General features: G+C 69.2%; 19 protein-coding genes and 1 pseudogene. 8 read left to right on the top strand and 12 right to left on the bottom strand.

Annotated elements, in window-relative coordinates; translation table 11 throughout:
• Nucleotides 1-90: 90 nt before the first annotated feature.
• Entirely contained in the window at nucleotides 91-1317 is a 1227-nt protein-coding gene (locus tag OHB00_RS40690; RefSeq protein WP_406442617.1) for an alpha/beta fold hydrolase, read from the top strand.
• Nucleotides 1318-1324: 7 nt separating this feature from the next.
• Here the strand turns inward: OHB00_RS40690 and OHB00_RS40685 are convergent, their stop codons facing one another.
• Nucleotides 1325-2443: a glycerate kinase gene (locus tag OHB00_RS40685; protein WP_406446193.1), complete on the bottom strand. Its 1119-nt coding sequence runs from the start codon at nucleotides 2441-2443 to the stop codon at nucleotides 1325-1327.
• Nucleotides 2444-2617: 174 nt separating this feature from the next.
• On the opposite strand from OHB00_RS40685, the pseudogene OHB00_RS40680 reads away from it, so the two are divergent.
• A pseudogene (locus OHB00_RS40680) lies at nucleotides 2618-3229 on the top strand (ADP-ribosylglycohydrolase family protein); the annotation flags it as partial.
• A gap of 409 nt (nucleotides 3230-3638) precedes the next feature.
• Here the strand turns inward: OHB00_RS40680 and OHB00_RS40675 are convergent.
• From OHB00_RS40675 to OHB00_RS40660, 4 genes are all read right to left on the bottom strand, one after another.
• Entirely contained in the window at nucleotides 3639-4613 is a 975-nt protein-coding gene (locus tag OHB00_RS40675) for a hypothetical protein (RefSeq protein WP_406442616.1), read from the bottom strand.
• A 323-nt stretch (nucleotides 4614-4936) separates the two neighbouring features.
• Nucleotides 4937-6256 carry an SMODS domain-containing nucleotidyltransferase gene (locus OHB00_RS40670; RefSeq protein WP_406442614.1) on the bottom strand — a complete coding sequence of 440 codons (1320 nt, stop codon included), beginning with the start codon at nucleotides 6254-6256 and terminating at the stop codon, nucleotides 4937-4939.
• Complete coding sequence (locus OHB00_RS40665) at nucleotides 6253-6849, bottom strand: SLATT domain-containing protein (protein WP_406442612.1); 597 nt, start codon at nucleotides 6847-6849, stop codon at nucleotides 6253-6255. The genes OHB00_RS40670 and OHB00_RS40665 overlap by 4 nt, the downstream gene beginning before the upstream one ends.
• 487 nt (nucleotides 6850-7336) lie before the next feature.
• Nucleotides 7337-7876, bottom strand: coding sequence for a GNAT family N-acetyltransferase (locus tag OHB00_RS40660; protein WP_406442611.1), 540 nt, complete (start codon nucleotides 7874-7876; stop codon nucleotides 7337-7339).
• Nucleotides 7877-8582: 706 nt separating this feature from the next.
• Between OHB00_RS40660 and OHB00_RS40655 the strand changes: the two genes are divergently transcribed.
• Nucleotides 8583-9371 (top strand): type VII secretion system-associated protein, encoded by a 789-nt coding sequence (locus OHB00_RS40655; protein ID WP_406442609.1) that lies wholly within the window; start codon nucleotides 8583-8585, stop codon nucleotides 9369-9371.
• Nucleotides 9372-9385: 14 nt separating this feature from the next.
• On the opposite strand, the gene OHB00_RS40650 is transcribed toward OHB00_RS40655, so the two are convergent.
• The gene (locus OHB00_RS40650; RefSeq protein ID WP_406442607.1) at nucleotides 9386-10906 is read right to left on the bottom strand and encodes a protein kinase domain-containing protein; all 1521 of its coding nucleotides are present in this window, start codon (nucleotides 10904-10906) and stop codon (nucleotides 9386-9388) included.
• A gap of 406 nt (nucleotides 10907-11312) precedes the next feature.
• Between OHB00_RS40650 and OHB00_RS40645 the strand changes: the two genes are divergently transcribed.
• A complete protein-coding gene (locus tag OHB00_RS40645) occupies nucleotides 11313-11855 on the top strand; it encodes an RNA polymerase sigma factor (protein ID WP_406442605.1) in 543 nt (180 codons plus the stop codon).
• A 22-nt stretch (nucleotides 11856-11877) separates the two neighbouring features.
• Here OHB00_RS40645 and OHB00_RS40640 read toward each other — a convergent pair whose 3' ends face one another.
• The 6 genes from OHB00_RS40640 to OHB00_RS40615 form a co-directional block, all read right to left on the bottom strand.
• Complete coding sequence (locus OHB00_RS40640) at nucleotides 11878-12852, bottom strand: hypothetical protein (protein WP_406442603.1); 975 nt, start codon at nucleotides 12850-12852, stop codon at nucleotides 11878-11880.
• 434 nt (nucleotides 12853-13286) lie between these two features.
• Entirely contained in the window at nucleotides 13287-14126 is an 840-nt protein-coding gene (locus tag OHB00_RS40635) for a carbohydrate ABC transporter permease (protein WP_406442601.1), read from the bottom strand.
• Complete coding sequence (locus OHB00_RS40630) at nucleotides 14123-15487, bottom strand: ABC transporter permease subunit (RefSeq protein ID WP_406442599.1); 1365 nt, start codon at nucleotides 15485-15487, stop codon at nucleotides 14123-14125. Before OHB00_RS40630 ends, OHB00_RS40635 begins: the two co-directional genes overlap by 4 nt.
• 6 nt (nucleotides 15488-15493) lie before the next feature.
• Nucleotides 15494-16822, bottom strand: coding sequence for an ABC transporter substrate-binding protein (locus OHB00_RS40625; RefSeq protein WP_406442597.1), 1329 nt, complete (start codon nucleotides 16820-16822; stop codon nucleotides 15494-15496).
• 39 nt (nucleotides 16823-16861) lie between these two features.
• Nucleotides 16862-18478, bottom strand: coding sequence for a glycoside hydrolase family 13 protein (locus OHB00_RS40620; protein WP_406446191.1), 1617 nt, complete (start codon nucleotides 18476-18478; stop codon nucleotides 16862-16864).
• Between the two features lie 171 nt (nucleotides 18479-18649).
• The gene (locus tag OHB00_RS40615) at nucleotides 18650-19921 is read right to left on the bottom strand and encodes an ABC transporter substrate-binding protein (protein WP_406442595.1); all 1272 of its coding nucleotides are present in this window, start codon (nucleotides 19919-19921) and stop codon (nucleotides 18650-18652) included.
• A 123-nt stretch (nucleotides 19922-20044) separates the two neighbouring features.
• On the opposite strand from OHB00_RS40615, the gene OHB00_RS40610 reads away from it, so the two are divergent.
• The 4 genes from OHB00_RS40610 to OHB00_RS40595 all read left to right on the top strand — a co-directional run bounded on the left by OHB00_RS40610 (nucleotide 20045) and on the right by OHB00_RS40595 (nucleotide 24506).
• The gene (locus OHB00_RS40610; RefSeq protein ID WP_406442594.1) at nucleotides 20045-20560 is read left to right on the top strand and encodes a PadR family transcriptional regulator; all 516 of its coding nucleotides are present in this window, start codon (nucleotides 20045-20047) and stop codon (nucleotides 20558-20560) included.
• Nucleotides 20557-21306, top strand: coding sequence for an ABC transporter ATP-binding protein (locus OHB00_RS40605; protein WP_406442593.1), 750 nt, complete (start codon nucleotides 20557-20559; stop codon nucleotides 21304-21306). The genes OHB00_RS40610 and OHB00_RS40605 overlap by 4 nt, the downstream gene beginning before the upstream one ends.
• Nucleotides 21307-21344: 38 nt before the next feature.
• Nucleotides 21345-23663, top strand: a complete 2319-nt coding sequence (locus tag OHB00_RS40600; RefSeq protein WP_406442591.1) for an ABC transporter permease — start codon at nucleotides 21345-21347, stop codon at nucleotides 23661-23663.
• A 513-nt stretch (nucleotides 23664-24176) separates the two neighbouring features.
• Nucleotides 24177-24506 (top strand): hypothetical protein, encoded by a 330-nt coding sequence (locus tag OHB00_RS40595; protein WP_406442589.1) that lies wholly within the window; start codon nucleotides 24177-24179, stop codon nucleotides 24504-24506.
• Nucleotides 24507-25360: the final 854 nt, after the last annotated feature.

The following is a 25360-nucleotide window of genomic DNA, read 5'->3' as shown; positions in this document are numbered from 1 at the left end:
GGAGGACGGTGGAATTGAGCCGAACTTTACGGGGATTTGTCCCCATTCGGGGAGGGGGATTGCTCCCCACTTACGGATGGGAGGACAGCCATGACGGCACCCACGTACAAGGACTACTCGGTCCCGCACGTCTCGAAGCTGCCGGCGAACGAGGGCGACACCGTGAACCTCTTCGTCCGGGAGTACGACGGCACCGAGGGCAACCAGCCGCACGAGGTGGTGCTGATGCTCCACGGCCGGAGCGTCCCGGTTCTCGCCGGGTACGACCTCACGGTTCCCGGGTCCACCATCGACTACAACTGGGCGCAGGACCTGGCCAAGCACCACTACGACGTCTTCCTGATGGACCTGCAGGGCAACGGGCGGTCGCCCCGCCCGAAGATGGACGAGCCCCGCAACGCCAGCCCCGCACAGCGCAGCGTCCTCTCCCCCAATCCGCTGTCGCCCCCGTACACCGGCCTGCCTCTGTACCCGCACCAGCTGGGCAACACGGAGAGCGAGTGCGCGGAGCTGGCCACCGTGGCCGACTTCATCAGGTCGCTTCCCCACCGGGACAAGCCCATGGACTTCATCGGCTGGTCCGCGGCGGCGGCGTCCATGGGGCCGTACACCCTCCAGCACCCCGAGGTCGTCAAGAGCCTGTTCCTGCTCGCTCCCATCTTCCCGCCCGGCGGGCGGTGGTCGGGCGATCCCGCGGATCCCTTCGCCCTTCCGGCGGGCACCTTGCTGCCGGTCTCCGACCCGCCCACCCTGTACGGCTTCCCCATGTTCGTCAGCGACAAGAAGGGCTTCGTGGGCGCGTGGAACAACGAGCAGGGCACCCCGCCCCAGCGCGAGCCGGGCATGGAGGACAAGGCGTGGGCCGCCATGATGGCGAACGACCCCGTCGGCAGCACCTGGGGCAAGGAGCTGTCACCCGGCGTGTACGAGGGCATCCACCGGTTCCGCAACTCCTACTTCTGGGGCTGGACCAACGAGACGGTGCCCTACCAGGACGCGCTGGGCAACTACGTCCTCGGTGACCGGGTCCCCGTCGTCATCGTCTACGGCGCGCTGGACAAGACGGCCAACACCGCGCCGAACGTGCCCGTGCCCCCGCCCCTGCGCTTCTCCGTGCCGGCCCTCTACAAGGCCGTCGGCGGGCCCGAGAAGCTGATGTTCGAGCTGGAGGGCGCGGGACACTCCGTGGTCTGGGAGCGCCCCGCCGAGATCGTGCACGACATCGCGTTCCAGTGGCTCCACAACAAGCACAAGGTGTGGGGCCTCACGAGCGGCAGCTACTACCGTGACTCGGCGGGTGTGCTGACGCCGGTCTAGGGCGCCCTCAGCAGAGAAAGTCCCGCGCGATCTGCTCGGCGACCCGCTCCAGGATCGGCCCGGCGTCCGCGATGCACTTCACCACGTCCGGTTCGACCTCGGTGAGCGGGTAGGCACGGCGGATCCCGGCCCGCCCGATCGCCTCCGGCGCCAGGGCGAGGCGGCCGCACACCGCGATCACCTCCTTGTCGGCGGCGCGCGCCGCGGCCGCCACCCCGGCCGGGGCCTTCCCGTGCAGGGTCTGCTCGTCCAGCGAGCCCTCGCCGGTGATGACGAGCGACGCCCGCTCCAGCGCCGGCGCGAAGCCCAGGACGTCGAGCATGACCTCGATGCCGGGCCGGAAGCGGGCGCCGAGCAGCAGGACGCCGTACCCGATGCCCCCGGCGGCCCCGGCACCCGGCGCCGCCGCGTACTCGACGGCGCGTGGGCCGACCTCGGCCTCCAGGACCTTCGCGAAGTGGCCGAGCGCCTCGTCGAGGGCGGCCACGTCGTCCGGCGAGGCCCCCTTCTGCGGGCCGTAGACCGCGGGCGCGCCCTTCGGACCGGTGAGCGGGTTGTCGACGTCGCTGGCGAGGATCAGGTCGACGGAGGCCAGGCGCGGGTCCAGCCCGGACAGGTCCGCGCGGGCCAGCTCCGCGAGGCCGCCGCCGCCCGGCGGCACCGGGCCGCCGTCCTCGTCCAGGAACCGCGCCCCGAGGGCCGACAGCATCCCGGCGCCACCGTCGGTCGTGGCGCTCCCGCCGACACCGAAGACGATCGTGCGCGCACCCGCGTCGAGTGCGGCCCGCAGCAGCTCTCCGGAGCCGTAGGTGGAGGCCGTCAGGGGCGCGAAGACCCCGCGGGGCAGCCGCTGCAGCCCGCTCGCCTCGGCCATCTCCACGACCGCGGTGTCGCCGCGCAGCGCGAACGCGGCGGTGACCTCCTGGCCCAGCGGCCCGGCGACCTCCCGCTCGTGCCGGTCGAACCCGGCCGCGACCGCCGCGGCGACCGTGCCGTCCCCGCCGTCCGCGACGGGCAGCGCCTCGACGTCGAGGCCGGGCACGATGCGCCTGAGCCCCGCCGTGACCCGCTCGGCGACCTGCACGGCCGTCAGCGAGCCCTTGAACTTGTCCGCGGCGATGAGCACGCGCTGTGTCACCTGTATCCCCTTGCTCTCCGGGCCTCACGCACGTCAAGGCCAGTCGCGCCGCTGTGACCTTAACCGGAGGACACCCTTGCCGTCATGCCGTGCCCGAAGCCTGGGAAGAGGCCGGCAACCGCCCGGGAAGGCAGGACCCCGGAAAACGGGTAGACCACTGCCATGAGCGGTGTGAGCAGTCCGGGACCCGGGTTCGCCGACCGTGTGCTCGGCGGCTGGCTCGGCCGGATCGCGGGCAACATGCTCGGCAAACCGGTCGAGCGGGGCGACCTGTGGACCCGGGAGCGCATCGACGGCTATCTGCGGCGGGCCGCCGCCCTGCCGCTCACCGACTACCTGCCCGAGCCCGCCGACGAGACCGACGCCCTCGCACTGCGCCCCGAGTGGCGCCAGTGCGTGCGCGGCCGGATCCACGGCAGCTGCCGCGACGACGACGTGGACTACGCGATCCTCGGCCTCGACCTCCTGGAGACCCACGGCTTCGGCTTCAGCACCGAGCAGGTCGGCGAGCGGTGGCTGCAAAGGCTGCCGTACCTCCAGACCTTCACGGCGGAACGGGCCGCCTACCGCAACCTCACCAACGGGCTGAAACCGCCCCTCACCGCCACCTACGACAACCCGTACCAGGAGTGGATCGGCGCCCTGATCCGCGCCGACGTCTTCGGCTGGACCTGCCCCGGCGCCCCGCACCGGGCCGCCGCCCTGGCCCGCCGCGACGCGGTGCTGTCGCACTCCGGGAACGGGGTGCCAAACCGATGTGCGACAGCAGCACTACGGGGGTCGTGTCGAGCGCACAGGAGATCGCGACGAGGTCGTCGACGGTCACAGGACGAGCGTATCGCTCCATCTCCGCGAAGGGCGTCGGCCGAGATCGGGTGATGAGCATCCGGAGCACATAGGCCAGCTCGTCGACGGTCAGCTCGCGCAGCTGGCGGTCGTGGGTGATGGCGTCGGAACCAGCAACGCCATCCTGCATCGATCATAGGCACGCTCCAATCCAGCTCGGCTCTTCGTCTCAGCGGCACACTCAGCATGCCAAGGCCCCCTCGACTGGCGACCCTGGAGAGCAGCAGGGCTCCTCCGCGTACAGCGGGACGTTCTGGTCGCGCTGCTGTCAGGCGACGGCACCGCTGTCCTGTTGCCACCGTCGCCCGCGTCCTCAACGGTGACGGACAGGCCGTTCTCAGACCTCCCGGGGATCTTGCTGGTCGAGCGCAGCCAGCACGCGAGCCGGATCGTCGATCAGATAGAACAGGCCGCTGGTCCGTCGCGCCCACTGCTCTGGATCCTCTCCCTCCGCGAACGCCGCGGCCGACGCGAACTGGCCCCGGAGGTTGACCGGCAGCCTGCCAGCCAGCAACGCACCGAGCTCTCGGCCCAGGACGGCTCGCGACGATGACGGCCGCATGAGGCGGGCCGGCTTGCCGGTCGTCGGGACGGCGGTGTCGCTCACGCCCCCAAGAGCCGCGACGGCATCGCGCACCCAGCCGCCATCCCAGGTGTCGGGGAGCGGAACAGCGATCCGCTGAACGCTGGCGATCGCGTTCCTCCCCAGTGCGAGCGAGAGTCCTCCCGGATCCTCGTGGTAGTTCAGGTAGCGGGCGAGGTCGACGCCTGGCGGGCAGACCTCGTCGAGCCCGACGTCGCCGACGAAGTTGCTGGGGTCGACGAGCCACTCCTTCCGCACCACGACGGATGGTTTCAGGCGGACCCGATACAGAGAGAACTGGCTGCGCTGGTCGGCCTGGTTGCGGATCCGACGCAGCATGTTGTGGACAGCGGCCTCGTACGTGCCGACGTGGAGGGCCTTCGCCCGCTGGCGCGCGGCCCACTCAGCGACCCGCTGCTCTCCGCCCATCATCCTGCGGGTCTTGGGAGTCAGGACGGCTGCCGGGTCGAAGTCCCGCGTCGGCCAGTCCGGTTGCGTGCTCGTGTGGTACCAGGAGAACTGCGCGACCCTGTCGTCGTCGAGCGCCGGGTCGCCGGAGTCGAGCGTCACCCGGGGCGAGTCCTCGTGCTCGCAGGTCATGCCGCAGCCGGGGCAGGTCTCTTTCGCCTGCTCCCACCGGTCGACCCAGTTCAGATCGACGCGCCACCGATGATCGCAGCGCCCACAGAGCATCTGCCGCTCTCGCGAGAAGTCGATCCGCCGTTCCACGGCACCATTCTCCGGAAGCATCCGACGGAGAACCAGCCTCAGCCGAGGTCTCGAACCCGCCGGAACTCCGCTCCCGCCGCATCTGCTTCGTCGCGGAGCAGGTCGACGATCTGCTCTGCGGACCTGCTGGGATCCTCGGAGCGCAGCTCAGCCGCGCGGCGGGCAGCGTACCGCTCCCGCGAAGGCCATCTCGGCGTTGAGCAGGGACTCGGACATGGCAGCGAGAGAACTGCTCATGCTTCGACCCCACGGGCGGATGCGTCTGATGCGACGAGACCCCGGCAGATTCGTCGGGGCCTCGTCGCGCTCCGGGGATCGGTTCCCTACGAGACGTTCGCCGTCTTGACGCTCGTGTTGCTGATCGGCACGTCGATCCGGTCCCGAGCGACGACGACCCCGTCCTTGATGACGTAGCACTCGATGACGTGCTCGCCTTTGAAGTCCGAGTGCTCGGTGCGGACTCCCGGCTTGCTCGAGTCGACGATCTGGCCGCGGATCTTGTCCCGCCGCTCGGCTTCCGGGCCACGATTGAGCACCTTCCACTTCAGCGTGTAGGGCTCCTCGACCGAGCAGTTGGTGACCACGAACCTCAAGTTCTTGTCGGCCTTGAGTAGGATCCCGCCGCGACGCATCGCGCGGAGCCAGGTCGGACGCCATCCGGCCTGCGTGACCTCGCAGTCGATGGAGACGGTCTCGGAGACGTCGACCGGGAACTCGTCCTCGATGAACTCCTCGGTGTCCCTGAACGACCGGGACGACTCGCTCGCGCTCTTCGCCAGCGGCACCGACGTGCCGAAGACCTCGCGCCACTTCTTGTTGGCGGACGTCTTGCCTTCGTCCGCGATCGCCTCGAGGCATCGGTTGTACGCCTTCTTCGCCTTCGGCTGGAACTGCGCCTTGACGTGGACCCGCTGCCGACTGCCCAGCGCCAGGTAGTACTCCTGCTCTGGCTGATCTTTGAGGAATTCGAAGAAGTCGCGTGCCATGAGGTCGAACGAGCCTGTGCCCGCTGCGTCGTAGTCGTCGGTCTGGTCGAAGAAGCTGTAGACGAGGGTGTCGATGAGCAGGCCGCCCATGTTTACGCCGTTCGCGTTCTTCCATGCCCGTGCCATCCGGGCGAGGTGGCGCATGTTCGTCGAGGTGCGGTCGTTGCACTCCTTGGTCGCGGCGATCTCCTCGCGCGGCTTGGTGACCTTCCAGCCCTCAGCCTTCGTGTCCGGGTAGTCGAAGCTGCCGTCGGCGTTCTCGAATGCCGGCTGGACCTCGAACTTGAAGGCGTTGGACGTGAACCGCACGCGGACGACGCACTGGTCGACGCGGATCTCCGTGTTCTTGTACCGCGCCTTGAGGTCGTCGCGGACCCTCTCGAGAATCCTCCGCGGGCCGGTGTCCCCGTCGTAGCTCGACCGGATCCCGGGCGGGAGGATGAAGATCATGTCGAGGTCGGACACGCCCTTGATCGCGGTGTGCCGGCCGAACGATCCGACCATCAGCTTGTATTCGGTGCAGCCGTCCTTGTCGCGGAAGTCCTTGTTGAGCGCCTTCGTGATCTCGTCCCGGCGCGAGGCGACCGTCGTGGCCGTCTCCCCGACCTTCAGGTTCTCGAGCAGCGTTTCGAAGATCTCTGAGGTCTTCATCGTCATGCCTCGCCTTCGCTGAGCCGGAGCGCCTCGGGGAGGAAGAGGTCGATCTCGTGCGAGGTGAACGTCATCTCCTCGTTGTTCTGCAGCCCGCCCTGGGCGCGCTCGAACGCCCTGTTGCTCGTCCTGGGCGCGTCGGCGTACGCGTCGCGCGCGGCCTGCTGCAGCTCGTTCCGCCGCTCTCGGCCCTCCCCGTTGGAGACGGTGCCGGACATCAGGTCGGCGATGAGGGAGATGTAGGACTCCCGGACGTCCCACAGCCGAGAGGCGATACCGCGGTGGGCCTCGGACTCCTCCTCGAACTTGAAGGTCTTCGTCCCAAGGCTCATCCAGCTGACCAGGAGCGCGATAGAAGAGGTCGCGAGGCTCGTCAGCACTGCGTTGCCGAGCAGGCCGACCACCGCGGCGAGGAAGGTGCCCGAGCTGATCGCGGTGAGACCGATGAGGACGCCCTGCTGCCAGCGGTGCTTGGTGAAGCAGATGTCCGCCTGCTTCTCATGGGTCTTGTGGCTGTAGACCACGCGCCCGAAGGCCTCTCGCATCTGCGCCAGAAGGTACGGGTCGCGGTCGGGCACCGCGTCGCTCTCGGGTGTCAATTCGTTCCTACTCGGTCGAGGACTCCTGGACATGCGCCTGAAAGTCAGGTGCACGTCTTCTGAGTATGGCGGCGACCACTGACACTCCGACCGACTTGAGCTACCGCCCGTAAAGGCTTCGTTCGTGCCTGGACCCATGTCGACGAACTGCGCACGGGACAGGGCCGCCCGGTGCGCGGTTGGCTGCTGAAGGTGACTCGCGACCCGGTCATCGATCTCACCCCCCATGCGCTCGCGCGGCATGAGATCTTCACCGCCGAGAAGCGTGATGTCCCGAAGGCCGAGTACACGGAGGGCCTGCTCATGTGAGAGGAGGCCCACGGGTCATTGCGGGTCCACAGCGACGAGCACCGGGAGGTCGTCGTCCACACCTGTATGTACGGCTTCATCATCCATGAGACCGCTCAACACCTCAGTGTTCCTGCCGGCCTGGGGATCCCGTTGTTCCTGGTGCGGCCGAGTTGTCAAGGGCCCGCCGAGCGGTTACCTACGTCTTCATACGGATCAGGGCATCGACCGTCCCGCCGCGAGAGGGGCTCATACGGGCTCCCATCCCGCGCAAAATGGAGAGCATTCGTTGATTGCCGCTCCCCGTGGTGGCTGTGATGACCTGACAGTCGAGGGCTCGCGTGCGAGTGAGGGCCGCCATGTGACGGGTCAAGATGCTGCCCAGGCCTTTTCCTTGCCAGGCGTCCTCGACGAGAATCCCGAGTTCTCGCATATGTAAGGCCGAAGTCCGCATCAGACAGGCGACGGCGATCACACGAGACGGGTTATGGAGCGGGGCGGCGACCACGGTGATTCCGTTGGCCTGGTCACACAGGCGCCGCCACTCACGGGGGGTCAGGGCTTGACGTGCGGCGCCGTAGCGGGCGTAGCGTGAATCCAGCGAACATCTGGCGTGCATCTCGTTGACATGATCGAGGTCGTCGAAGAGTGCCTCCCGGACCAACTGGAAATGAGGCGCACTCAGAGTCGTTTGAGACGCCAGGAAGTCGTCGAGCGGGTAGCCGACGACGGACTCCACTGCGACTGCGGACCGTCCCGCGACTGCCGCGCCACCTGTTGCGACGGTGTCGGCAGCCACGGCCGATGCGACAGTTCGGTGGAGCATTTCCATGATCGATGACTCTTCCTGGGTCGCTGAGTTTCCGGCGGTGCGAGCACGGCCACCGGGCCGGATGCGGCGGGTCGCAACGCACCAGTCGCTACGCGATAGCGGTCAGGGCATTGTGCGGGCATCCGTGAAGCCGTCGGTTCGCCCGTCCGGCCATGTACCCGTCCTACATCACTCGCCGACAAAGTCGCGCTGTGTCCGGAATTTCATGTCTGTACGCGCACTCGCGGGTGCTCACGAGTGCACTGCGGACGGCTCCGAGTATTGCGAGGCTCGCGAGAACGGCAGACTGATGCGTGCACAGTTCCTCGAACTGCGAACCCTTTCCGAAAAAGTCAGGAGAACGGGAAAGCGAACTCGCCCGTCCAGCACTGACGCCGGCACCGTCAGTGGGTTGATCACCCCTCTCCTGATGGGCCCAATGACCGTCAGGAGAGTGGCTTTCGTACTCTGCTGACCGAAAGCCCGCAGCCCGGCTGGCTTCGATGCGAAACACCGACCACCCAGTTCCGGCAACACCGACACCACTGACAGCGAGAATGCGATGAGCAACCCCCTCGAACTGCCTGCGCAGTCGGACCGACCCGAGATTCCCGAGCCGCCGGAGGAAGTCCGCGTGGCAGCCGAGAGCACACCCGGCCACTGGATCGGCAAGGTGGACCCCGCCTGGCGAGGCGAGGGCCCGCCGCCCTCATGGGCCGTGGTCGGCAGATGGCGTTCCGGCCCGGACGGCGCCATTCAGGAGTGGCAGGAGAACACGGAGTACCGCCCATCGCCCGAGACCCTGGGTTGGCCCGAGCCCACCGACCCTGTCGACGCCGCGGTCCAGCTCGCCAGTACCGGATACGGCCCGGCCGAAGACGTCTACCGCAGCCTCGTAGCCGCCGAAGTGGCCTTCTGGGTCACCGGCGACGGCACCCCCCTGACCGGCGTCGCCCCCGACGGCACCCCCGTCCTCCCCGTCTACACATCGGCCGACCAGCTTCGACACGCGGGGCGGCTGCTGGCCGAGGTCCGGCCGGTGGTCGATCTCCTTCCCCGGTTGCCCGAGGCGCACCTGCTCTACATCAATCCGGCCAGCGCGGTCAGCATGCTCGTGCAGACCGAGCCGCTGCGGGAAGCGATCGCCACACACGCACCCGCTCCTAATGACACCCCGGCCGCCGAGGCGACCACGGAAGCCGAGGCGACCACGGAAGCCGAGGCAACCACGGAAGCCGAAGCGACCACGGAACTGGCCGAGGCAACCACGGAAGCCGAGGCGACCACGGAAGCCCACGATGTACTGGCCGAGGCAAGCGCGGAGGCCGTGGAGTTCGTGTCGATCCCTGGGATGGACGAGTCGCCCCGCACACCGGCGGACGGGGCGGAAACCCCCGGCGCCACGGCCGGCGCCGGGGCTTGACGATCGACGGTCCGTCAGTGCTGGGTGCCGGCCGACCAGAGGGTGGTGCCCTGGTAGACCACGCTGACGTCGCCATCGGTACCGAAGTAGAGATAGGCGCCGTCGTGGCCGGACGTGACGGAGCTCCAGACACCGAAGGTGTCCCTGTTGTAGACGACGAGGTTGCCGTCGGCCTGCATGATGGCGCGATATCCGGTGCCGGAGGTGCCCGAGGACCAGCGCCGGTGGTGGTCCTCGTCGTAGATGACGAGCTCGCCGTCGGTCTGCATCGTCATGGTCGTCCGGTTGGTCTGCCAGGACTCGCCCGGCATCAGCTGCTGGTCATGTCGCACGGTCAACGTGGTCCATTCGGGCGAGGTCGCTGCCGTCTCGCTCGGGTGCGGGTCCGCCGCCTTGCCGGACGGACCCGTCGTCTTCGTCGCTTCGGCGCCGAGCCCGGCGGAGGGGCTTGATGACGGCGCGGCGGACCGTGTGGGTGAGGCCGACGAAGCCCGCACGGGGGATGCTCGGTGCGGTGACGGTGATGTCGAAGCCGTAGAGGTCGCGTGCGGCTCGGCAGTCGCGGTGCCACCGGCCACCGCGCCGGGTTTCGCGTCCACCGCGGAGTCCGCTTCGAAGGCCGCGTGTGTGGCCCACCCCGCGGTGACCAGGACGGCGGCCCCGGCGAGAATCGCCCCCACTCTCCGTCCGCCGGTGCCCTTGCCGGTTGCGGCAGTTCGGAACAGGCGGCTGCGGAGGGGCGCGACACCGGCGGTTTCGAGTGCGTCGGCGAACTCGGCGGCGTCGGCCCAGCGCCGCTTCCGCTCGGGATCGAGGGCGCGTCGCGTCACGCGCCGGACCGCCGCCGGCACCTGCGGCCGCGGCGGTCCGGGCCAGTCGAGTTGTTCGGTCGAGGCCGGCAGGCTCCCGGTCAGCAGCTCGTAGGTGAGTACGCCCAGGCCGTAGACGTCGGCGCGCTCGTCGACATCGACCAAGACGTCCTCGGGGAGCTGCTCGGGGGCCATGTAGCCGGGTGATCCCACGCCCTGCGTCAGTCCCGAGGCGTGCGCCAGACTCTTGGCCAGGCCGAGATCGGCCACCAGCAGCCGCTCACGGCCGCCCGACAGCGTCTGGAGCAGGATGTTGGAGGGCTTGATGTCACGGTGCACGATGCCGGCCGCGTGCAGGTCGGCCACACCTCGTGCGGCCTGCACCGCGAACCGCAGCGCCTGGTCGACGGTCAGGGGCCCCTGTGCCAGCCGGTCGGCCAGCGTTCCGCTGTCGGCGTAGGTCATGACGAAGTACGGTCGCCCGTCGGGCAGTTCACCGATGTCGTGGACCTGCACCACGCGGTCCGACGCGGCCTGGCGCAGCAGCCGGGCCTCGTCCAGGAAACGCTCCCGGAGGTCGGACCGGTGAACCCACTTCTCCGCCATGACCTTTACCGCGACCGGGGCGTCCAGCAGGTCGTCATAGGCGAGCCAGACCATGCCGAAACCTCCGCAGCCCAAAAGGCGTTGCAGGCGGTGACGTCCGACAGTGACAAGTGTTGACATGAGAGCGGAACTCCAGCGCAGTCGCCGTTCGACATTCGACCGGCCCAGGGATGCGGCGCAGTCGGCGCCCGCCCGTCGTGCCGCACACCAGCGACACTCGGTACCGGTCACCGCCTCACACCGCCGAGACGGTGAGGGCACCTCACCCGGCGCCCGTCCGGCATGCCGGGTCCTATGCCCGAAGATGCCTATGCGCCAGTCTCGACGCGCGACACAGCCCAGCACAACGTGCACAGGACCAACATGATCCCCATTTTTTGGGCACCAGCACAACGAACTTTTCTTCGGGCGCCGGCACAACAACTGTGCCGATAGCGTGCAATCACCGATCACGGTCCTACATGCGGGGGACAGGCACTTTGCCGCCCTGATCCGTCCGACGCCCTGAACACAAGGGAGTACTCCCGTGCCACTCCCCCCTGACGCCGAAAGCCTCGCCGCCCTGGCCGCGAGTGGGGATTCGGGCTCCCTGAACCTCCTGCTGCAGGCGATCCGCCCCGAAGTACTCCGCCGCTGCGGACGGTTCCTGCCCAACCGCCAGGACGCCGAGGAAGCGGCCCAGGACGTGCTTCTGCAAGTGGCCCGCAACATCACCCTGTTCGAGCAGCGCAGCCTCTTCAGCACCTGGCTGCACGCCGTGGTCACCAACTGCGCTCGCCAGAAGTACCGCGAGCTGAAACGCCGACGGACCGAACTGCCGGTGTCCATGGAGGCGATGTACCCGCCGGAACCGCGCACCACCAGCGTGATCGCCGGCCACCGCGTCGACCTGCTGGACGCGCTCGATCGTCTCGAGCGTGACTACCCCTCTCTGGCTCTGCCGCTGATCTACCGGGACATCTGCCACATGAGCTACGCGGAAATCGCCGAGCGCACGGAGCTGCCCTTGGGCACCGTCAAGTCCCGTATCAGCGCCGCGCGTCGCCATGTGCGCCAGTGGCTCGCCTGACCCGGGCGCAGCACAGAGGTGTTCATACCACCCTCGTGCCGGCGTTCCAGATGGCGTGTCCTTGGTAGACGACCATCACGTTGCCGTCGTGGCCGAGGCGGAAGTACGCACCGGAGTGGCCGCTCGTACCGGTGTCCCAGATGTCGTTCCCCGCCTTGTCGTAGATGACGAAGTTGCCGTCGCTGTTCATCTTCGCCCGATAGCCGTAGCCGTTGGTCCGCGTCGACCACAGGCCCTTGTGCGCCGCGTTGTAGACGACGAAGTTGCCGTCCGTCTGCATGGTCACGGTGAGGCGGTCGGTCTTCCAGGACTGGCCCTGACCGAGGGACTGGCCCGCGGGGATGTTCAGCGAGGTCGGCACGGCGGTAGCGGTCGGCTTGGTGGTCGACTTGGTGGTCGACTTGCTCGTCGGCTTCGAGGACTTGGCCGCCGCGGCGTGCGTTGCCGTTGCCTCGTGACCGGTCTTGTCGGTTTCCCCTGGGGGATAATGCTTAGGGGACTCCTCGACAAATTTCTTCGCCGCGTCCTCTGCCGCCTTCGCCGACGGATGGCTGGCAGTGGCTTTGCCGGACGGCGCGGACGGACGCTCCGGAACGGTGGGCGTCGTCGGGATGCCGGGCGACGCGAGGCCGTCCTGTCCGACCGCGTCGTCCGGGCGGGCGCCTGCGGCGTTCCGTGCGGTGTGGTCCGCGTCGCCGCTCTGTGTCAGGAGGAACGGGGTCGTGAGCAGTGCGGCGCCCAGCAGGGCCGCCGTCCCGGCGACCTTCACGTTGACACGCGGCCGGGAACCGCGGGCCGTCATGCTGTCGTCCGGATCCCCGTCCGGGTCATCGGCCTCCTCCTCGACCCTGGCGCCGTGTCCCTCACCGGGCGTGGGCAGGGCCTCCTCCTCGGCCGTGGGTCCGGCCTCCTCCTCGGCCGTGGGTCCGGCCTCCTCCTCGGCCTGGGCGTCGGAGTCGTGTCCGCCGCGTCGGCGGCGTCCGAACCACAGGCTCAAACCTGCCGGCACTGTACGACGGTGCGTCTCGTCCGCCTCCCGCGCGCCCCGTTCGGGCTCCTCGCTCTCGTCCTGGTGCGCCGGGCGCCGCCCCGCCGCGGGTTCCCGGACGGCCGTGGTCGCCCGGCCCGCCCGGGAACGTGACCAAGGAAGCGGCTGGTGCCACACGGCAGCCGGCTCGTCCGGTGCGTCCGGCGCGTCGGACCGGGGACTCGTGTCTGACTGCGCTGCTGACATATTCGAATCCTGTTCTCGTCACCTGTCCGTGCGGTACGACGCGGGGCGCCCGCACCTGTCGCCTACCGCAGGCACAAGCCACCGTACGCAGTCGGGAAGACGTCTGCTGCTTTCAAGGGACAGGGGGTAAGGAAAGGCACCCGCACTGCACTTCCTTACACCCTGTGGCCGCCCGGTGACTCCTGCCGCGGGTCGGTCTACTTGACCGACCCCGCCATCACGCCCTGGACGAAGTGCCGTTGGAAGGCGAAGAACACCACCACGGGCACCACCAGCGACAGGAACGCGCCCGGTGCAAGCACATCGATGTTGCTGCCGAACTGCCGGATCTGGGACTGGAGTTCGACGGTCAGCGGCTGGGAGGAGCTGTCCGCGAACAGCAGGGCCACCAGCATGTCGTTCCACACCCACAGGAACTGGAAGATGGCGAGGCTGGCGATGGCCGGCCGGCCCACCGGCAGAACCAGCTGGACGAAGATCCGCCACTCGCCGCCGCCGTCCACGCGCGCCGCCTCCAGCATCTCCTTCGGCATCTCGGCGAAGTAGTTCCGCAACAGGAACACCGCGAAGGGGAGGCCGTAGGCCACGTGGAACAGCACCACACCGGGGATGGTGCCGAACAGGCCCAGTTCTCCGAAGAGTTTGGCGACCGGCAGCAGGCCGATCTGTACCGGCACCACCAGAAGGGCCACCACGAGCAGGAAGACGCCGTCCCGGCCCGGGAAGTCGAGCCAGGCGAAGGCGTAGCCCGCGAGTGCCGCGATGACCACGACCAGGAACGTCGCCGGTACCGAGATGAGCACCGTGTTCCAGAGGGACCGCGTCATGCCGGAGTTCTTCAGCAATGCCGTGTAGTTGTCGAAGGAGAGCTGGCCGGGGCTGGCGAACACCGTCCACCAGCCGCCCTTCGCCGTGTCCTGGGCCGACCGCAGGGATGACAGCAGGAGCCCTGCCAGCGGGGTGAGCCACACCAGACCGGTCACCACGAGGAAGGCCTGCACCAGGCCGTTGCCCAGCCCACGCCGTATCGCGTTCATCGCTGACTCCTTCGGAAACGGCGGACGTTGAAGACCATGGCCGGGATGACCAGCAGCAGCAGGAGCACGCCCAGGGCGCTGCCCAGACCCTGGTTGTTGCCGCCGCCGAACGACACCAGCCACATCTGGGTGGCGAGGACGGTCGCGTCCTCCTGCACCGGGCCGGGGGCGATGACATAGACGAGGTCGAAGACCTTCATCACGTTGATGACCAGGGTCACGAAGACGACGGTCAGCACGGGGGCCAGCAGCGGCACCGTGATCCGCCGGAAGATCTGCCATTCGTTGGCGCCGTCCATCCGCGCGGCCTCCAGCGCGTCCCGCGGCAGGGCCGCGAGCCCCGCCCCGATCAGGACCATGGCGAATCCGGTCCAGATCCACAGGTACGCGCCGATGATGGCCGGGGTCACGAGGGTCGGTCCCAGCCATGACACGCCCTGGTAGGGCTGGGCGAAGTTCGAGGCGGGCAGCTTGAGCGTGTACGTGCCGGACGTCAGGCCGGAGAAGCGGAACGAACCGTCGGCGGCCGTGGTGGTGCTCGCGACCGTCCTGCCGTCGGCGGTGACCGCTTCGACGCGCATCTTCGGCAGTCCGCTCTCCTTCCGGTCGACCTTGCCCTGGACTCCTCCCCCGCCGGGGGTGAAGTCCAGGTAGACGACCCCGTTCACCTCGTCGGGTGCGGCCTTTCGGCCGGTGGCCGGGTACGCGAGTCGCGCGTCGCCGGGCACATCGCCGGGGGCGATGCCCACCATCCCGAAGTCCACGGACGTGCCGGGCGGTATGCGCTCGCTCGTCCGGTACGAGCCGTCCGGGCTCGACGTGATCCCGTGGCCGTCGCGGGCCCTGGCGGTCGGGTACGCGGAGGTGCCCTTGAAGGCGTCGTGCACGCTGACGGCGGCCGCGTTGAGGACGCCCTTGGAGGGGTCCTGATCGTAGGCGAGGCGGAAGATGATGCCGGCGGCCAGGAAGGACACGGCCATCGGCATGAACAGCAGCAGCTTGAAGGCCGTCGCCCAGCGGACCTTCTCCACCAGCACGGCGAGGACCAGGCCGAGGCCGGTCAGCAGGGTCGGTGCCACGACGACCCAGATGGCCGTGTTGCGGACGGCCTTGAGGGTCGCCGGGTCGCGGAACATCTCCGTGTAGTTGCCGGCGCCCACGAAGCGGGTGCCGGAGGCGTCGAAGAAGCTGCGGCCGACGGAGAACAGCACGGGGTAGACGACGAGCGCGCCCAGCAGGAGCAGCGCCGGGAAGACGAACAGCACGGCGCCGAGCCGTGCCCGCCGCCGCGAGCGGCGAGCACGTTCGACGGGTCCGGCTGACGGCGGGCTCGCCGCCTCCTTGACCAAGGTGGATGTCATGGTCCGTCAGCCCTTGTAGGCCTTGGCCGCGGCGGTCTCCAGCTCGGCCGCGATGCCCTTGGGGTCGGAGGGGTCGCGCAGGAAGTCCTGGAGCAGCTTCCACTCACCGGCGCCCTTGGTGCCGCCGAAGGCCGCGGGGGCCTGGTCGGACATGTCGAAACGGACGGAGTCGCCCGCCTCGACGAGGGACTCGGCGGTGGCGCGGGTGACGTCGTCGCTGTAGGAGTCGAGGGGGAGGTTCTTGTTCGGGGACAGGTAGCCGCCCGCCTTCGCCCACACGGCCGATGCCTCGGGGGTGGCGAGGTATTCGAGGAGCTTCATGCCGGCCTTGGCGTTCTTGCCCGCCTTGAGGACCACCGCGGCGTCGCCGCCGCTGACGACCGGGGCCTTGCCGCCGTCGACCGCCGGGAAGGGGAAGAAGTTCGCGTCCTTGCCGATGGTCCTGCCGAACTGGTCGTGAGCGACACCGGCGACGAAGTCGCCCTCGTAGACCATGGCCGCGTCGGGCTTGGGCCCGAACACCTTCTCCACCGAGCTCGGGAAATCGGTGTTGAGGGCCTCCTTCTGGCCACCGGCGATCAGCTCCTTGTCCTTGAAGAGCTTGCCGAGGGTGATGAGGGCCTGGACGACCGAGGGGTCGGTCCACTTCAGCTTGTGGGCGGCCAGGGCGTCGTACTTCTCGGGGCCGGCCTGGGAGAGGTAGATGTTCTCGAACCAGTCGGTCAGGGTCCAGCCGTCCTGGCCGCCGACCGAGAACGCCGCGAGGCCGGAGTCGGAGATCGTGTGCCCGACCTTGAGCATGTCGTCGTAGGAGGTGGGTGGCTTGACGCCGGCCTGGCTGAAGGCGTCGGGGCTGTACCAGACCGTCGACTTGTGGGCGGCCTTGAAGTAGAGGGCGTAGAGGGTTCCGTCGACGCTGCCGTACTTCTTCCAGACGGGCGCGTAGCCGGCGTCGACGGACTTCTCGGTGGTGGTCGACAGCGGGGTGAGCCAGCCCTGCTTGGCGAACTGCTGAACCACCCCGACCTGCGGGACCATGACGACATCCGGTGCGTTGCCGCCCTCGATCTTGCTGCCGATGACGGTGGATACGTTGTCCCCGGTGGACACGAACTGCGTCTTGGCTCCGGTCTTCGCGCTGAACGCGTCCAGCACCTTCTGGAAGTTCTTCTGCTCGGTGCCGGACCAGACCCCGGCCACGGTGACCGTCTGGCCGCTGAGCGCCTTGTCGCCGCCGCCCGCGGTGACGGGGCCGCTGCCGCCGCAGGCGGTCGCGCCGAGTGCGAGGGAGAGGGCGGTACAGCTCATGATCAGGGTGGTACGTCGTCGCATCATCGTTGATGTCCCTTCGAATGCTGTTGGCTGCGGAAAAGGTCAGAGGTCGTTGATCCACCAGGCGGCCGTCGAGCCGGGGAGCATCCCGGCCGGGCAGGGGCCGCTGGAGAGCAGAGGGGTGCCGGAGACCGGCGCGGGGGTGGGTGCCGTACCGAAGTTGACGGCGCAGACGAGGCCGTCGCCGCGGGCGAAGGCGAGCACGCCGGGCGGGGTGTCCAGCCAGTGCAGGGTTCCCTCGCCCAACTGGGCGAGAGACGCGCGCAGTTGGAGTCCGTCGCGGTACAGGTGCCAGAAGGAGCGGGTGTCGGCGAGGGCGCGGTCGGTGGCGTATTCGGCGAAGTACTCCGGCTGCGGCAGCCAGGGCTTGGCGCTCTCGGCTCCGGAGGTGAAGCCGAACGGGGAGGCCTGTCCGGACCAGGGCAGCGGCACCCGGCAGCCGTCGCGGATGCGGGCGCGGCTGCCGGTGCGGCGGAAGATCGGGTCGGTGAGGACGTCGTCGGGCAGGTCGACGACCTCGGGCAGGCCCAGCTCCTCGCCCTGGTAGATGTAGGCGGCTCCGGGCAGCGCGAGCATCAGCAGTGCGGCGGCGCGGGCTCGGGCCGGGCCGAGGCCGCTGCCCTCGGGGGTGGGTTCGCCGTAGCGGGTGACGGTGCGGATCTGGTCGTGGTTGTTGAGGACCCAGGTGACCGTGGAGCCGGTGCCGGCGATGTCCTGCATGGCCTCGGCGATGACCTTGCGGAAGGCGTCCGCGTTCCACGGGGCGCTCAGGAGGTCGAAGAAGAAGGCCTGGTGGAGTTCGTCGGGGCGGACGTAACGGGCGTGTTCGCGGGCGGTGGGGACGGAGACCTCGCCGACGAGGAGGCGTTCGGAGCCGTCGCGTGCCGCGTACTCCTCGCAGATCGCCCGCCAGTGCCGCCAGACGTCATGCACCTCGGGCTGGTTCCAGGCGAGGGGGTTGACCGAGTCGCGGGTGCGGGCGTCGGCCTCGGGGTCCGGGGAATCGGGCAACTCGGGATGCTTGAAGAGGCCGGCGGCCACGTCGATGCGGAAGCCGTCGACGCCCCGGTCCAGCCAGAAGCGGAGTACGCGGTCGAATTCGGCGCCGGTCTCGGGGGCGCGCCAGTTCCAGTCGGGCTGCTCGGGCGTGAACATGTGCAGGTACCACTGGCCGGGGCGTCCGTCCGGTTCGGTGATCCTGGTCCAGGCCGGGCCGCCGAACATGGCGTGCCAGTTGTTGGGTGGTTCGGAGCCGTCGGGGCCGCGGCCGTCGGCGAAGTGGAAGCGGGCCCGGGCGGGGCTGCCCGGCCCCGCGGCGAGCGCCTCCTTGAACCAACGGTGCTCGGTGGAACAGTGGTTGGGCACGATGTCGAGCAGGACGCGGATGCCGAGCCGGCGGGCGGCCGCCGTCAGCCGGTCGAACTCGGCGAGGTCGCCGAAGGTCGGGTCGACGTCGCAGTAGTCGGCCACGTCGTAGCCGTGGTCGTGCTGCGGCGAGGGATAGAAGGGACTCAGCCAGATCCCGTCGACGCCCAGCTTCTTCAAGTACGGCAGTCCGGCCCTGACTCCGGCGAGATCGCCGATGCCGTCGCCGGTGCTGTCGAGGAAGCTGCGGACGTACACCTGGTAGATGACCGCGTCGCGCCACCAACGGTGCATGTTCACCCATTGCCTGTCTCTGGTGCCGGGTAGTTATGCATGCATGTTAAGTAGGCGTGATCGGCGGGTGTCAACGGCAATCACATGACCACCAGAGAAGACCGGGCTTTTATGCTGATAAATTGCCCTAGAAGAGCCAAACCTTGAGGCCCAGCTTTACCTAACAAGAAACTATCGAGGAGAGATGGCGGCGAGCTCCCGCGCCAGCCGCCCGACCGCCGCCCGGGGCGTGTCGTGTCCAGTCATCGCGTCGTGCACCACCGCCTGCACCACCAGGCTGACCTGGTCGTAGCGCGGGCTCTTCGGCCGCGGCACGGCGGTGAGGACGCTGGAGCGCAGCGTGGGCAGGTAGGGGAACCTCTTCACCAGGTCCGGATCCTCGTACAGGTCCGCCCGCACGGGCGGCAGCGCGCCAAGTGTGAGCACCTGACGCTGAACCGCCTCGCTGGTCAGGTACGCGATGAGGCGAGCAGCCGAATCAGGGTGCCGCGCATGTGTGTTGACGGCCAGGTCGGAACCGCCGAGCACACTGGTGCCCGGCCCGTCGGGTCCCGGCAGCCGCACGGCACCGATCTTCCCGGCGACCGGGGACCCCGGAGCAGACGCCACGGCGTACGCGTACGACCAGTTGCGCAGGAAGAGCAGCCGGCCGTCCTGGAACGCCTGCTTGGACTCCTCCTCCTTGTACGACAGGGCCGACTTCGGAATCCAGCCCTCCCGGACACCCCGCGCGAGGAAGCCGATCCCCTCGCGGGCCGCCGCGGAGTTCACCGTGACCCGGTCACCCTCGTCCCCGAGGATGGTGCCACCCGCCGAGTAGACCGCTTCGGCGGCGTTCACCGTCAGGCCCTCGTAGGGAAGGAACTGGCCCGCGTAGCCCTCAAGTCCGTACTTCGGCGCGATGGTCTTCGCATCTCGCTCCAGCTCCGCCCAGGTCCGTGGCGGCGGAACGCCCTCCTTGTCGAGGACGTCCTTGCGATACAGCAGCAGTCCGGCGTTGGTGACGTACGGGACGGCGTACAGCCGTCCCTCATAGGTCGCGGTGTCCACGACCGGCCGCAGGAAGGACCGGAGTGCGAAGCGGCTGCGATCGAGCGGGCGGACCCATCCCGCGGCCGCGAACTCCGCGGTCCAGGTGACGTCGATGTTGAGGACGTCGAACCGGCTTCGGTCTCCGCCGCGCAAGTCCGTGACCATCTGCGCGTGCGTCTCGTCAGCGGAGTCGGGCAACTCGACCAGCGTCACCCGCTCGCCCGGGTGCGTGCGGTTCCACCCCGCCAGCACGGTGCCCAGATATCCGGTGAGATCTCCGGCGGTGGCCAGTGTGAGCGGCCCCCGGCCTCCGCCGTCGCCCTCGGCGACCGGCCCGTTCGACGAGACACAGGCGGTCAGTACGAGCCCGAGAGCGAGGAGGCACCTACCCGCGGCTTTCATCCACCGCATAGGTTCCTCCCTGCGCACCGGTGAGCACCGGCGTCGTCGCCACGGCTCGGGCCATGTATACCCGTTAGGTATGGGCGATACTAGAGCCAGGAACCACACGGTGAGGACAGGAGGACCACGGTAGTGCGCCTGCCCCTCCTGGCGCTCCTGGCCCGGGGACCCGCCCACGGCTACGAGCTCAAACAAGACCTTGAGCAACTGCTGGGCTCCGCGTACCCTCAGCCGAACGTCGGTCAGATCTACGTGACCCTCGGCCGCCTCGAGAAGCAGGGACTCATCGAGGGCGAGGACATCGAGCAGTCCAGCCGACCCAACAAGAAGGTCTACCGCCTGACCGCGTCCGGGCAGGCAGAGCTCCGTGCCTGGTTCGACAGGCCCGAGGACGAGCCGCGGGTGCGGGACGACTTCTTCATGAAGTTGGCCCTCGCCCCGCAGACCGGCATCGCCGATCAGATCGCCCTGATCAACAGACAGCGACGCCAGTACCTCAACTCCATGCGTGGCCTGTCGAAGCTGGCCGCCGCAGAAAGCCGGGACAACCGAATCGCGCACCTGTTGATCGAGGGCGCGATGCTGCACCTCCAGGCCGATCTCGACTGGCTGGAACGGTGCCAGGAAGAGCTGGAGGAGCTGGAGTGAGCGATGGCCCCGCTCCGGTGCTGCGCGCCGAGGGCCTGGTCCGGACGTACCACGGTGAGAGCGGGCCGGCCCACGCCGTCCGCGGTGTCGACCTGTGCGTCCGACGCGGCGAGTTCGTGGCGATAACCGGCCCGTCCGGGGCCGGCAAATCCACTCTGCTGCATCTGCTCAGCGGACTGCAGCAGCCGAACAGCGGCAGCATCTGGCTGGACGGCGAATGCACGGACACATGGCGGGAGGCCCGCTGGGCGGTGGAGCGCCGCAGACGGATCGGCATCGTCTTCCAGTTCTTCAACCTCGTCTCCAACCTGTCGGTCGCCGACAACGTGGAACTGCCGGCCCTCCTCGCAGGTGTCCCACCCAAGCGGGCCCGCGCCGAACGCGAAGTCCTCCTGGCCGAACTGGGCATGACGGGCAAGGAACGCGGCATGCCGGGCGAGCTGTCCGGCGGCGAACAGCAGCGAGTCGCCCTGGCACGGGCTCTGGTCAACCATCCGCGGCTGCTGCTGGCCGATGAACCGGCGGGCAGCCTGGACAGCAAGGGCACCCGTGAGGTGATGCGCCTGCTGTCCCGGTTCCACCAGCGTGGGCAGACGATCGTCCTGGTCACCCATGACGCCCGGCTGGCGAGTGCCGCGGACAGGGTGATCAGCTTTTTCGACGGCCGGATCGCTGACGACGCGGAACTCGACACCACGTCGTCGCGCCGGCCGGGGGCCTCCGGAGTGCTGAGACTCAAGGACTGACCCGCGGACGTACGACGACCCCGAAAGGGCTGGATCTCATGCGCGCCACCTTGCGCTGGGCACAATCCGACCTGCGCACGCACCGCGGAGAGGCACTCTTCCTGGTGCTCGCCACCGCCGGCATCGTCATGTCGCTGCTGCTGGCCGCCGGGCTGTTCGGCTACGCCACCAACCCCTGGCAGCGCACCTTCTCCCAGGCCCGCGGCGCGCATGTCTGGATCCACACCGGCACTTCCACCGACCTCGCGAAGCTCACGGCCGTAACCGGGATCGAAGCCGTCGCCGGCCCCTACGACACGGCTGCCACCACCCTCACCTCACGCGGAACCCACGCCGGCGTGGAACTGCGAGCGACCCCCTCGCTCCCCTCCGTGGGCCGCCCTCTGCTCACCGCCGGCCACTGGCTGGACCCCACGACACCCGACGGCGTGGTCCTGGAGAGCAGCCTCGCCCGCGCCCTGCTCGCCGGACCCGGCGACACCCTCTTTCTGCCGGACGGCACCGCAACGGTCACGGTCGTGGGTGTGGCCGACACCGCTGAAGCCCGCTACCGCCCGGGGGAGCAACCGGGCATCGTCTGGGCCCTCCCCTCCGCCGTGCGCCACCCCACCGGCCAGATCATCGGGCTGCGCCTGCTCGACCCCGCCGAGACCGACTACGCCGTCCAGCGGGCCGTCACCGTTCTGGGCGCCGGCGCCATCGGTGAAGTCTCGACTTGGCAGCAGGCACGCGCCGAGGCCCAGGACGACAACCGGCTTCTGGGCCAGGTGCTGGGCCTGTTCGGCTTCGGCGCGCTGGTCGCCGCCGGGTTCGCCGTGCACGGGGCGATCGCCACCCGGATCCGCGGCCACCTGCGCGACATATCCGTCCTGAAGGCCGTCGGTTTCACCCCCGGCCAGGTCGTACGCGTCTTCCTCTCGCAGCACATCGCGTACGCCCTTCTCGGAGCCGCCGCGGCGGTCGCGGTGACGGATGCGCTGGGCGACCAGGTCCCGGGCCGGCTGGGAGACGCCGTCCGCCTGTGGCAGGTGCTGCCCGGCCACTCGGTGACACAGTTCGTCATCCCGGCGGGAGCGGTGCTGTTCATCGCCGCGACCACAGGGCTCGCGGCCTGGCGTGCGGGTCGCGTCCCCGCGGTACCCGGCGCACGGCCGACCGTCGCACACGCCGGACACGAACCGATAGCGGCCCGCGTCCGGCCGGGACGCCGTCTCCCGGCACCGATGCGGCGAGCCCTCGAGATCAAAGTGCCGGCCCCCTTGGTCCTGGGCCTGCACACCACCCTCACCCGCCCGGCGCGCTCCCTGGCCACCGTCGTCCGCCTCACACTGCCGTTGCTGCTGATCGTCGTGGCCATGAGCGCCTGGACGACCCTCGACAGCGTCCACGACCACCCCGAACGGATCGGCGTACCCACCGCTCTGACCGTCCATACCCGCAGCGAACTCGGCTACCAGGATGTCCGCGCCCTGCTGGAACACGACCCGCAGGTGGCGGCCGCGTACCCGGGCGTCGAAATGGCCGCGCTGGTCCCGGGGCAGACGGCCACGATCGCCCTCCGCGGCCTGGGCACCCGCCGCTCCCCCTACCCCTACACCCTCGCCGAGGGCCGCACAGCGCGCCAGAGCGACGAGGCGGTCGCCGGCCAGGGCCTCCTCGACCTGCTGCAGGTGCGCGTCGGCGACTGGGTCCGCATGACCGTCGGCGACCAGCCCCAGGTCCTGCACATCGTGGGGCGCAGCATCGAACCGGAGAACGCCGGCCGCGTCATCTCCACCTCGCTCGACACTCTCCGCGAGAACGACCCCCGTCTCACGCCGACCCTGTACGAGGTCCGGCTGCGCCCCGGCGCCGACCCGAGCACAGTCGCCCGCCGGCTTGTCGCCGCCGGGCACGACCGACTGGACGTGCGGGCCGTGACGAACCCCGCCGACGAGCTCTCTCCGCTGCGCGGGGTCGTGGCGGGCCTCATCCTCGTACTGGCCCTCATCGGACTCGTCGAGCTGCTCACGGCGATCGGCGGCATCGTTCGCGAGGGCGAACGCGACCTGTTGGCGTGGAAGGCCATCGGCCTGTCCCCGCGTCAGATCACCGCGGTGACCGTGACCGCCATGGGCTGCACCGCCCTGGCCGCCTTCGCCGCCGCGGCGGCGCTCGGCGCTCCTCTCGCCCACTGGCTGATCGACGCGGAGGGCCGGTCGAGCGGTATCGGGGCGGGCATCGCCCAAGACCCGCCGGTGCTGCTCCTGGTGGTCTTCGGGGCGGCCACCATGCTGGGCGCGGCCGGGCTCGCGGCGCTGCCGGCGTCGCGTGCGGCCCGGCGCCGACTGGCCGACACGCTGGCGGCGGTGGCGTGAGAGCGGCGGGCGCCGGTCGGCCCGCGGTCCCGGCGACGGTCGGAGCGACTTCTCCGGTCGCCGGTGCCGACCGGGGCGGGGCCGAAGTCGTCGGACGGCGGGCCCGGAACGGGTGACCCTGCCTTCTCGGCCTGCCCGCCGCAGCCTCGGTCGTCCGGCAGGAACGCCTCCCCCCGGAACCCATCGCGAAGTCGCAGATCGCCATTTGCGGAACCCTCGAGCGCGTATCGCAGAATTCTCGCACGGTCATTTATGAGAGCCCGTCACCAAGACTACGACGAGTCGCCGAGACCTCGCCCGTGGGCCACAGTTGACGCCCGGTGCCTTAAATGCCAATGCAATGAGCACTTTTGACCATGGCACGTTCCGGCATGAACATCGAGCACCCCGGCTCTGTTTGAATGAATTCCGCAGGGCAGTCGGCCAACCCATGGGGGATACGCATTCGACCGTGATCGACCGAACACAACTGCTGTGCACGCCATGGACAATCGAGAATAGGGGAATTGCGCCATGAAGTCTCGCATCAAGACCAAGGTCATGATGGGTACCGCTGTCGCCGCGACGGCGGCTGCCTTGCTCATTCCGACCTCCGCGCAAGCCGCCACGCAGAGCGGCCACGTCAGTGTGTGCAACTCGTCCAGCAGCGACGAGTACGGTGTTTTCCCGTACCGCGGTGATGCTGCGACGACCATCATCAATCCCGGTCACTGCTGGTCCGGCGGCGTGTTCACCGGGATCAGCTCCGACGAGGTGGTCGGCTACCGCCACGTGAACGGCGTCTGGCAGGCCGTCGCGTACAAGTACTTCAACGACGCCGACGGCGTCACCTTCACCTTCTGACGCTCGCTCGGAGGGGTGGTCCTGGGCGCTCGCTCCGGGCGGTCCTGATTGACCTCAGCACTGCCCGGACAGCCGCCTGACGAGCCCACCCCCGGCGACCCCGTACCTGCCTGACATCCAAGACAGCCCGATGCATCCCGCCCCGGAGCTCGGGCCCCGGGCCCCAGCCGGTCCGCCACGCATCCGATCCGGCTGGGGCCCTCCGCTTTCCGCCGTCCTCCCGTCGGCCCGACCGGAGGCCCCGACGGCGACGACGCGCATCCCGTCGAGGGCGGCCAGGCGCGGCCCGCCTGGCAGTTCGAGCGCATGCCGGTCAGCCCGGAACATCCCTTTCCGGTGAGTGGCGAAGGTAGTTCGGGCTCTCGGCCTTGGACCCCATGGGACGACGTCTCGCTCCGTGGTGCAGCCCCTCAAGGCGCCGGAAGCAGCAGGCCGCGCCGGTGGCCCCGACGAAGCGGCGCTTCGACTCGCCCCCGCGGGGCGCCTCATGGACTGCCGCGCCGGGCGAAGATCGTCATGGTCCTCGAACCGGAACGCGTAACGGTTGATCCCCTGCACCACGACGCGGAACACGACCTCCCATGGCTCGTCACCATTGCCCTGACCACGGTGTTGATCAGGTCCGCCGGGTTGTTCTTCGGCGCCGCCTCCGCTCGCATGGCCTCCTCACCGAGCGTGCGCGCCGCCGGGCCGTCGTCACGCACCCCGCACCGCTCCCGCGCCCAGGACCGCTACCGCTCGGCTGTCCGCCCGGAGGCGTACGCCGACGGCGTGCTCTCGGGCAGCTCCACCGCCCGGCACACGCACTTCATCATCTGGTCCGGCACGTCGCACACCTTCGGGAAGCACCCCGT

Source organism: Streptomyces sp. NBC_00631, from assembly GCF_045206895.1.
In the GTDB taxonomy this organism is placed as follows: domain Bacteria; phylum Actinomycetota; class Actinomycetes; order Streptomycetales; family Streptomycetaceae; genus Streptomyces.
The sequence above is the reverse complement of the archived record's forward strand: the minus strand, read 5'-3'. Positions and strand labels throughout refer to the sequence as shown.

Coding starts and splice junctions, on each gene's coding strand:
- OHB00_RS40620 (WP_406446191.1), bottom strand. CDS start 18,478: ATGCACCGTTGGTGGCGCGACGCGGTCATCTACCAGGTGTACGTCCGC.
- OHB00_RS40625 (WP_406442597.1), bottom strand. CDS start 16,822: ATGATGCGACGACGTACCACCCTGATCATGAGCTGTACCGCCCTCTCC.
- OHB00_RS40670 (WP_406442614.1), bottom strand. CDS start 6,256: ATGACGATGAAGACCTCAGAGATCTTCGAAACGCTGCTCGAGAACCTG.
- OHB00_RS40650 (WP_406442607.1), bottom strand. CDS start 10,906: ATGTCAACACTTGTCACTGTCGGACGTCACCGCCTGCAACGCCTTTTG.
- OHB00_RS40690 (WP_406442617.1), top strand. CDS start 91: ATGACGGCACCCACGTACAAGGACTACTCGGTCCCGCACGTCTCGAAG.
- OHB00_RS40635 (WP_406442601.1), bottom strand. CDS start 14,126: ATGAACGCGATACGGCGTGGGCTGGGCAACGGCCTGGTGCAGGCCTTC.
- OHB00_RS40600 (WP_406442591.1), top strand. CDS start 21,345: ATGCGCGCCACCTTGCGCTGGGCACAATCCGACCTGCGCACGCACCGC.
- OHB00_RS40595 (WP_406442589.1), top strand. CDS start 24,177: ATGAAGTCTCGCATCAAGACCAAGGTCATGATGGGTACCGCTGTCGCC.
- OHB00_RS40630 (WP_406442599.1), bottom strand. CDS start 15,487: ATGACATCCACCTTGGTCAAGGAGGCGGCGAGCCCGCCGTCAGCCGGA.
- OHB00_RS40615 (WP_406442595.1), bottom strand. CDS start 19,921: ATGCGGTGGATGAAAGCCGCGGGTAGGTGCCTCCTCGCTCTCGGGCTC.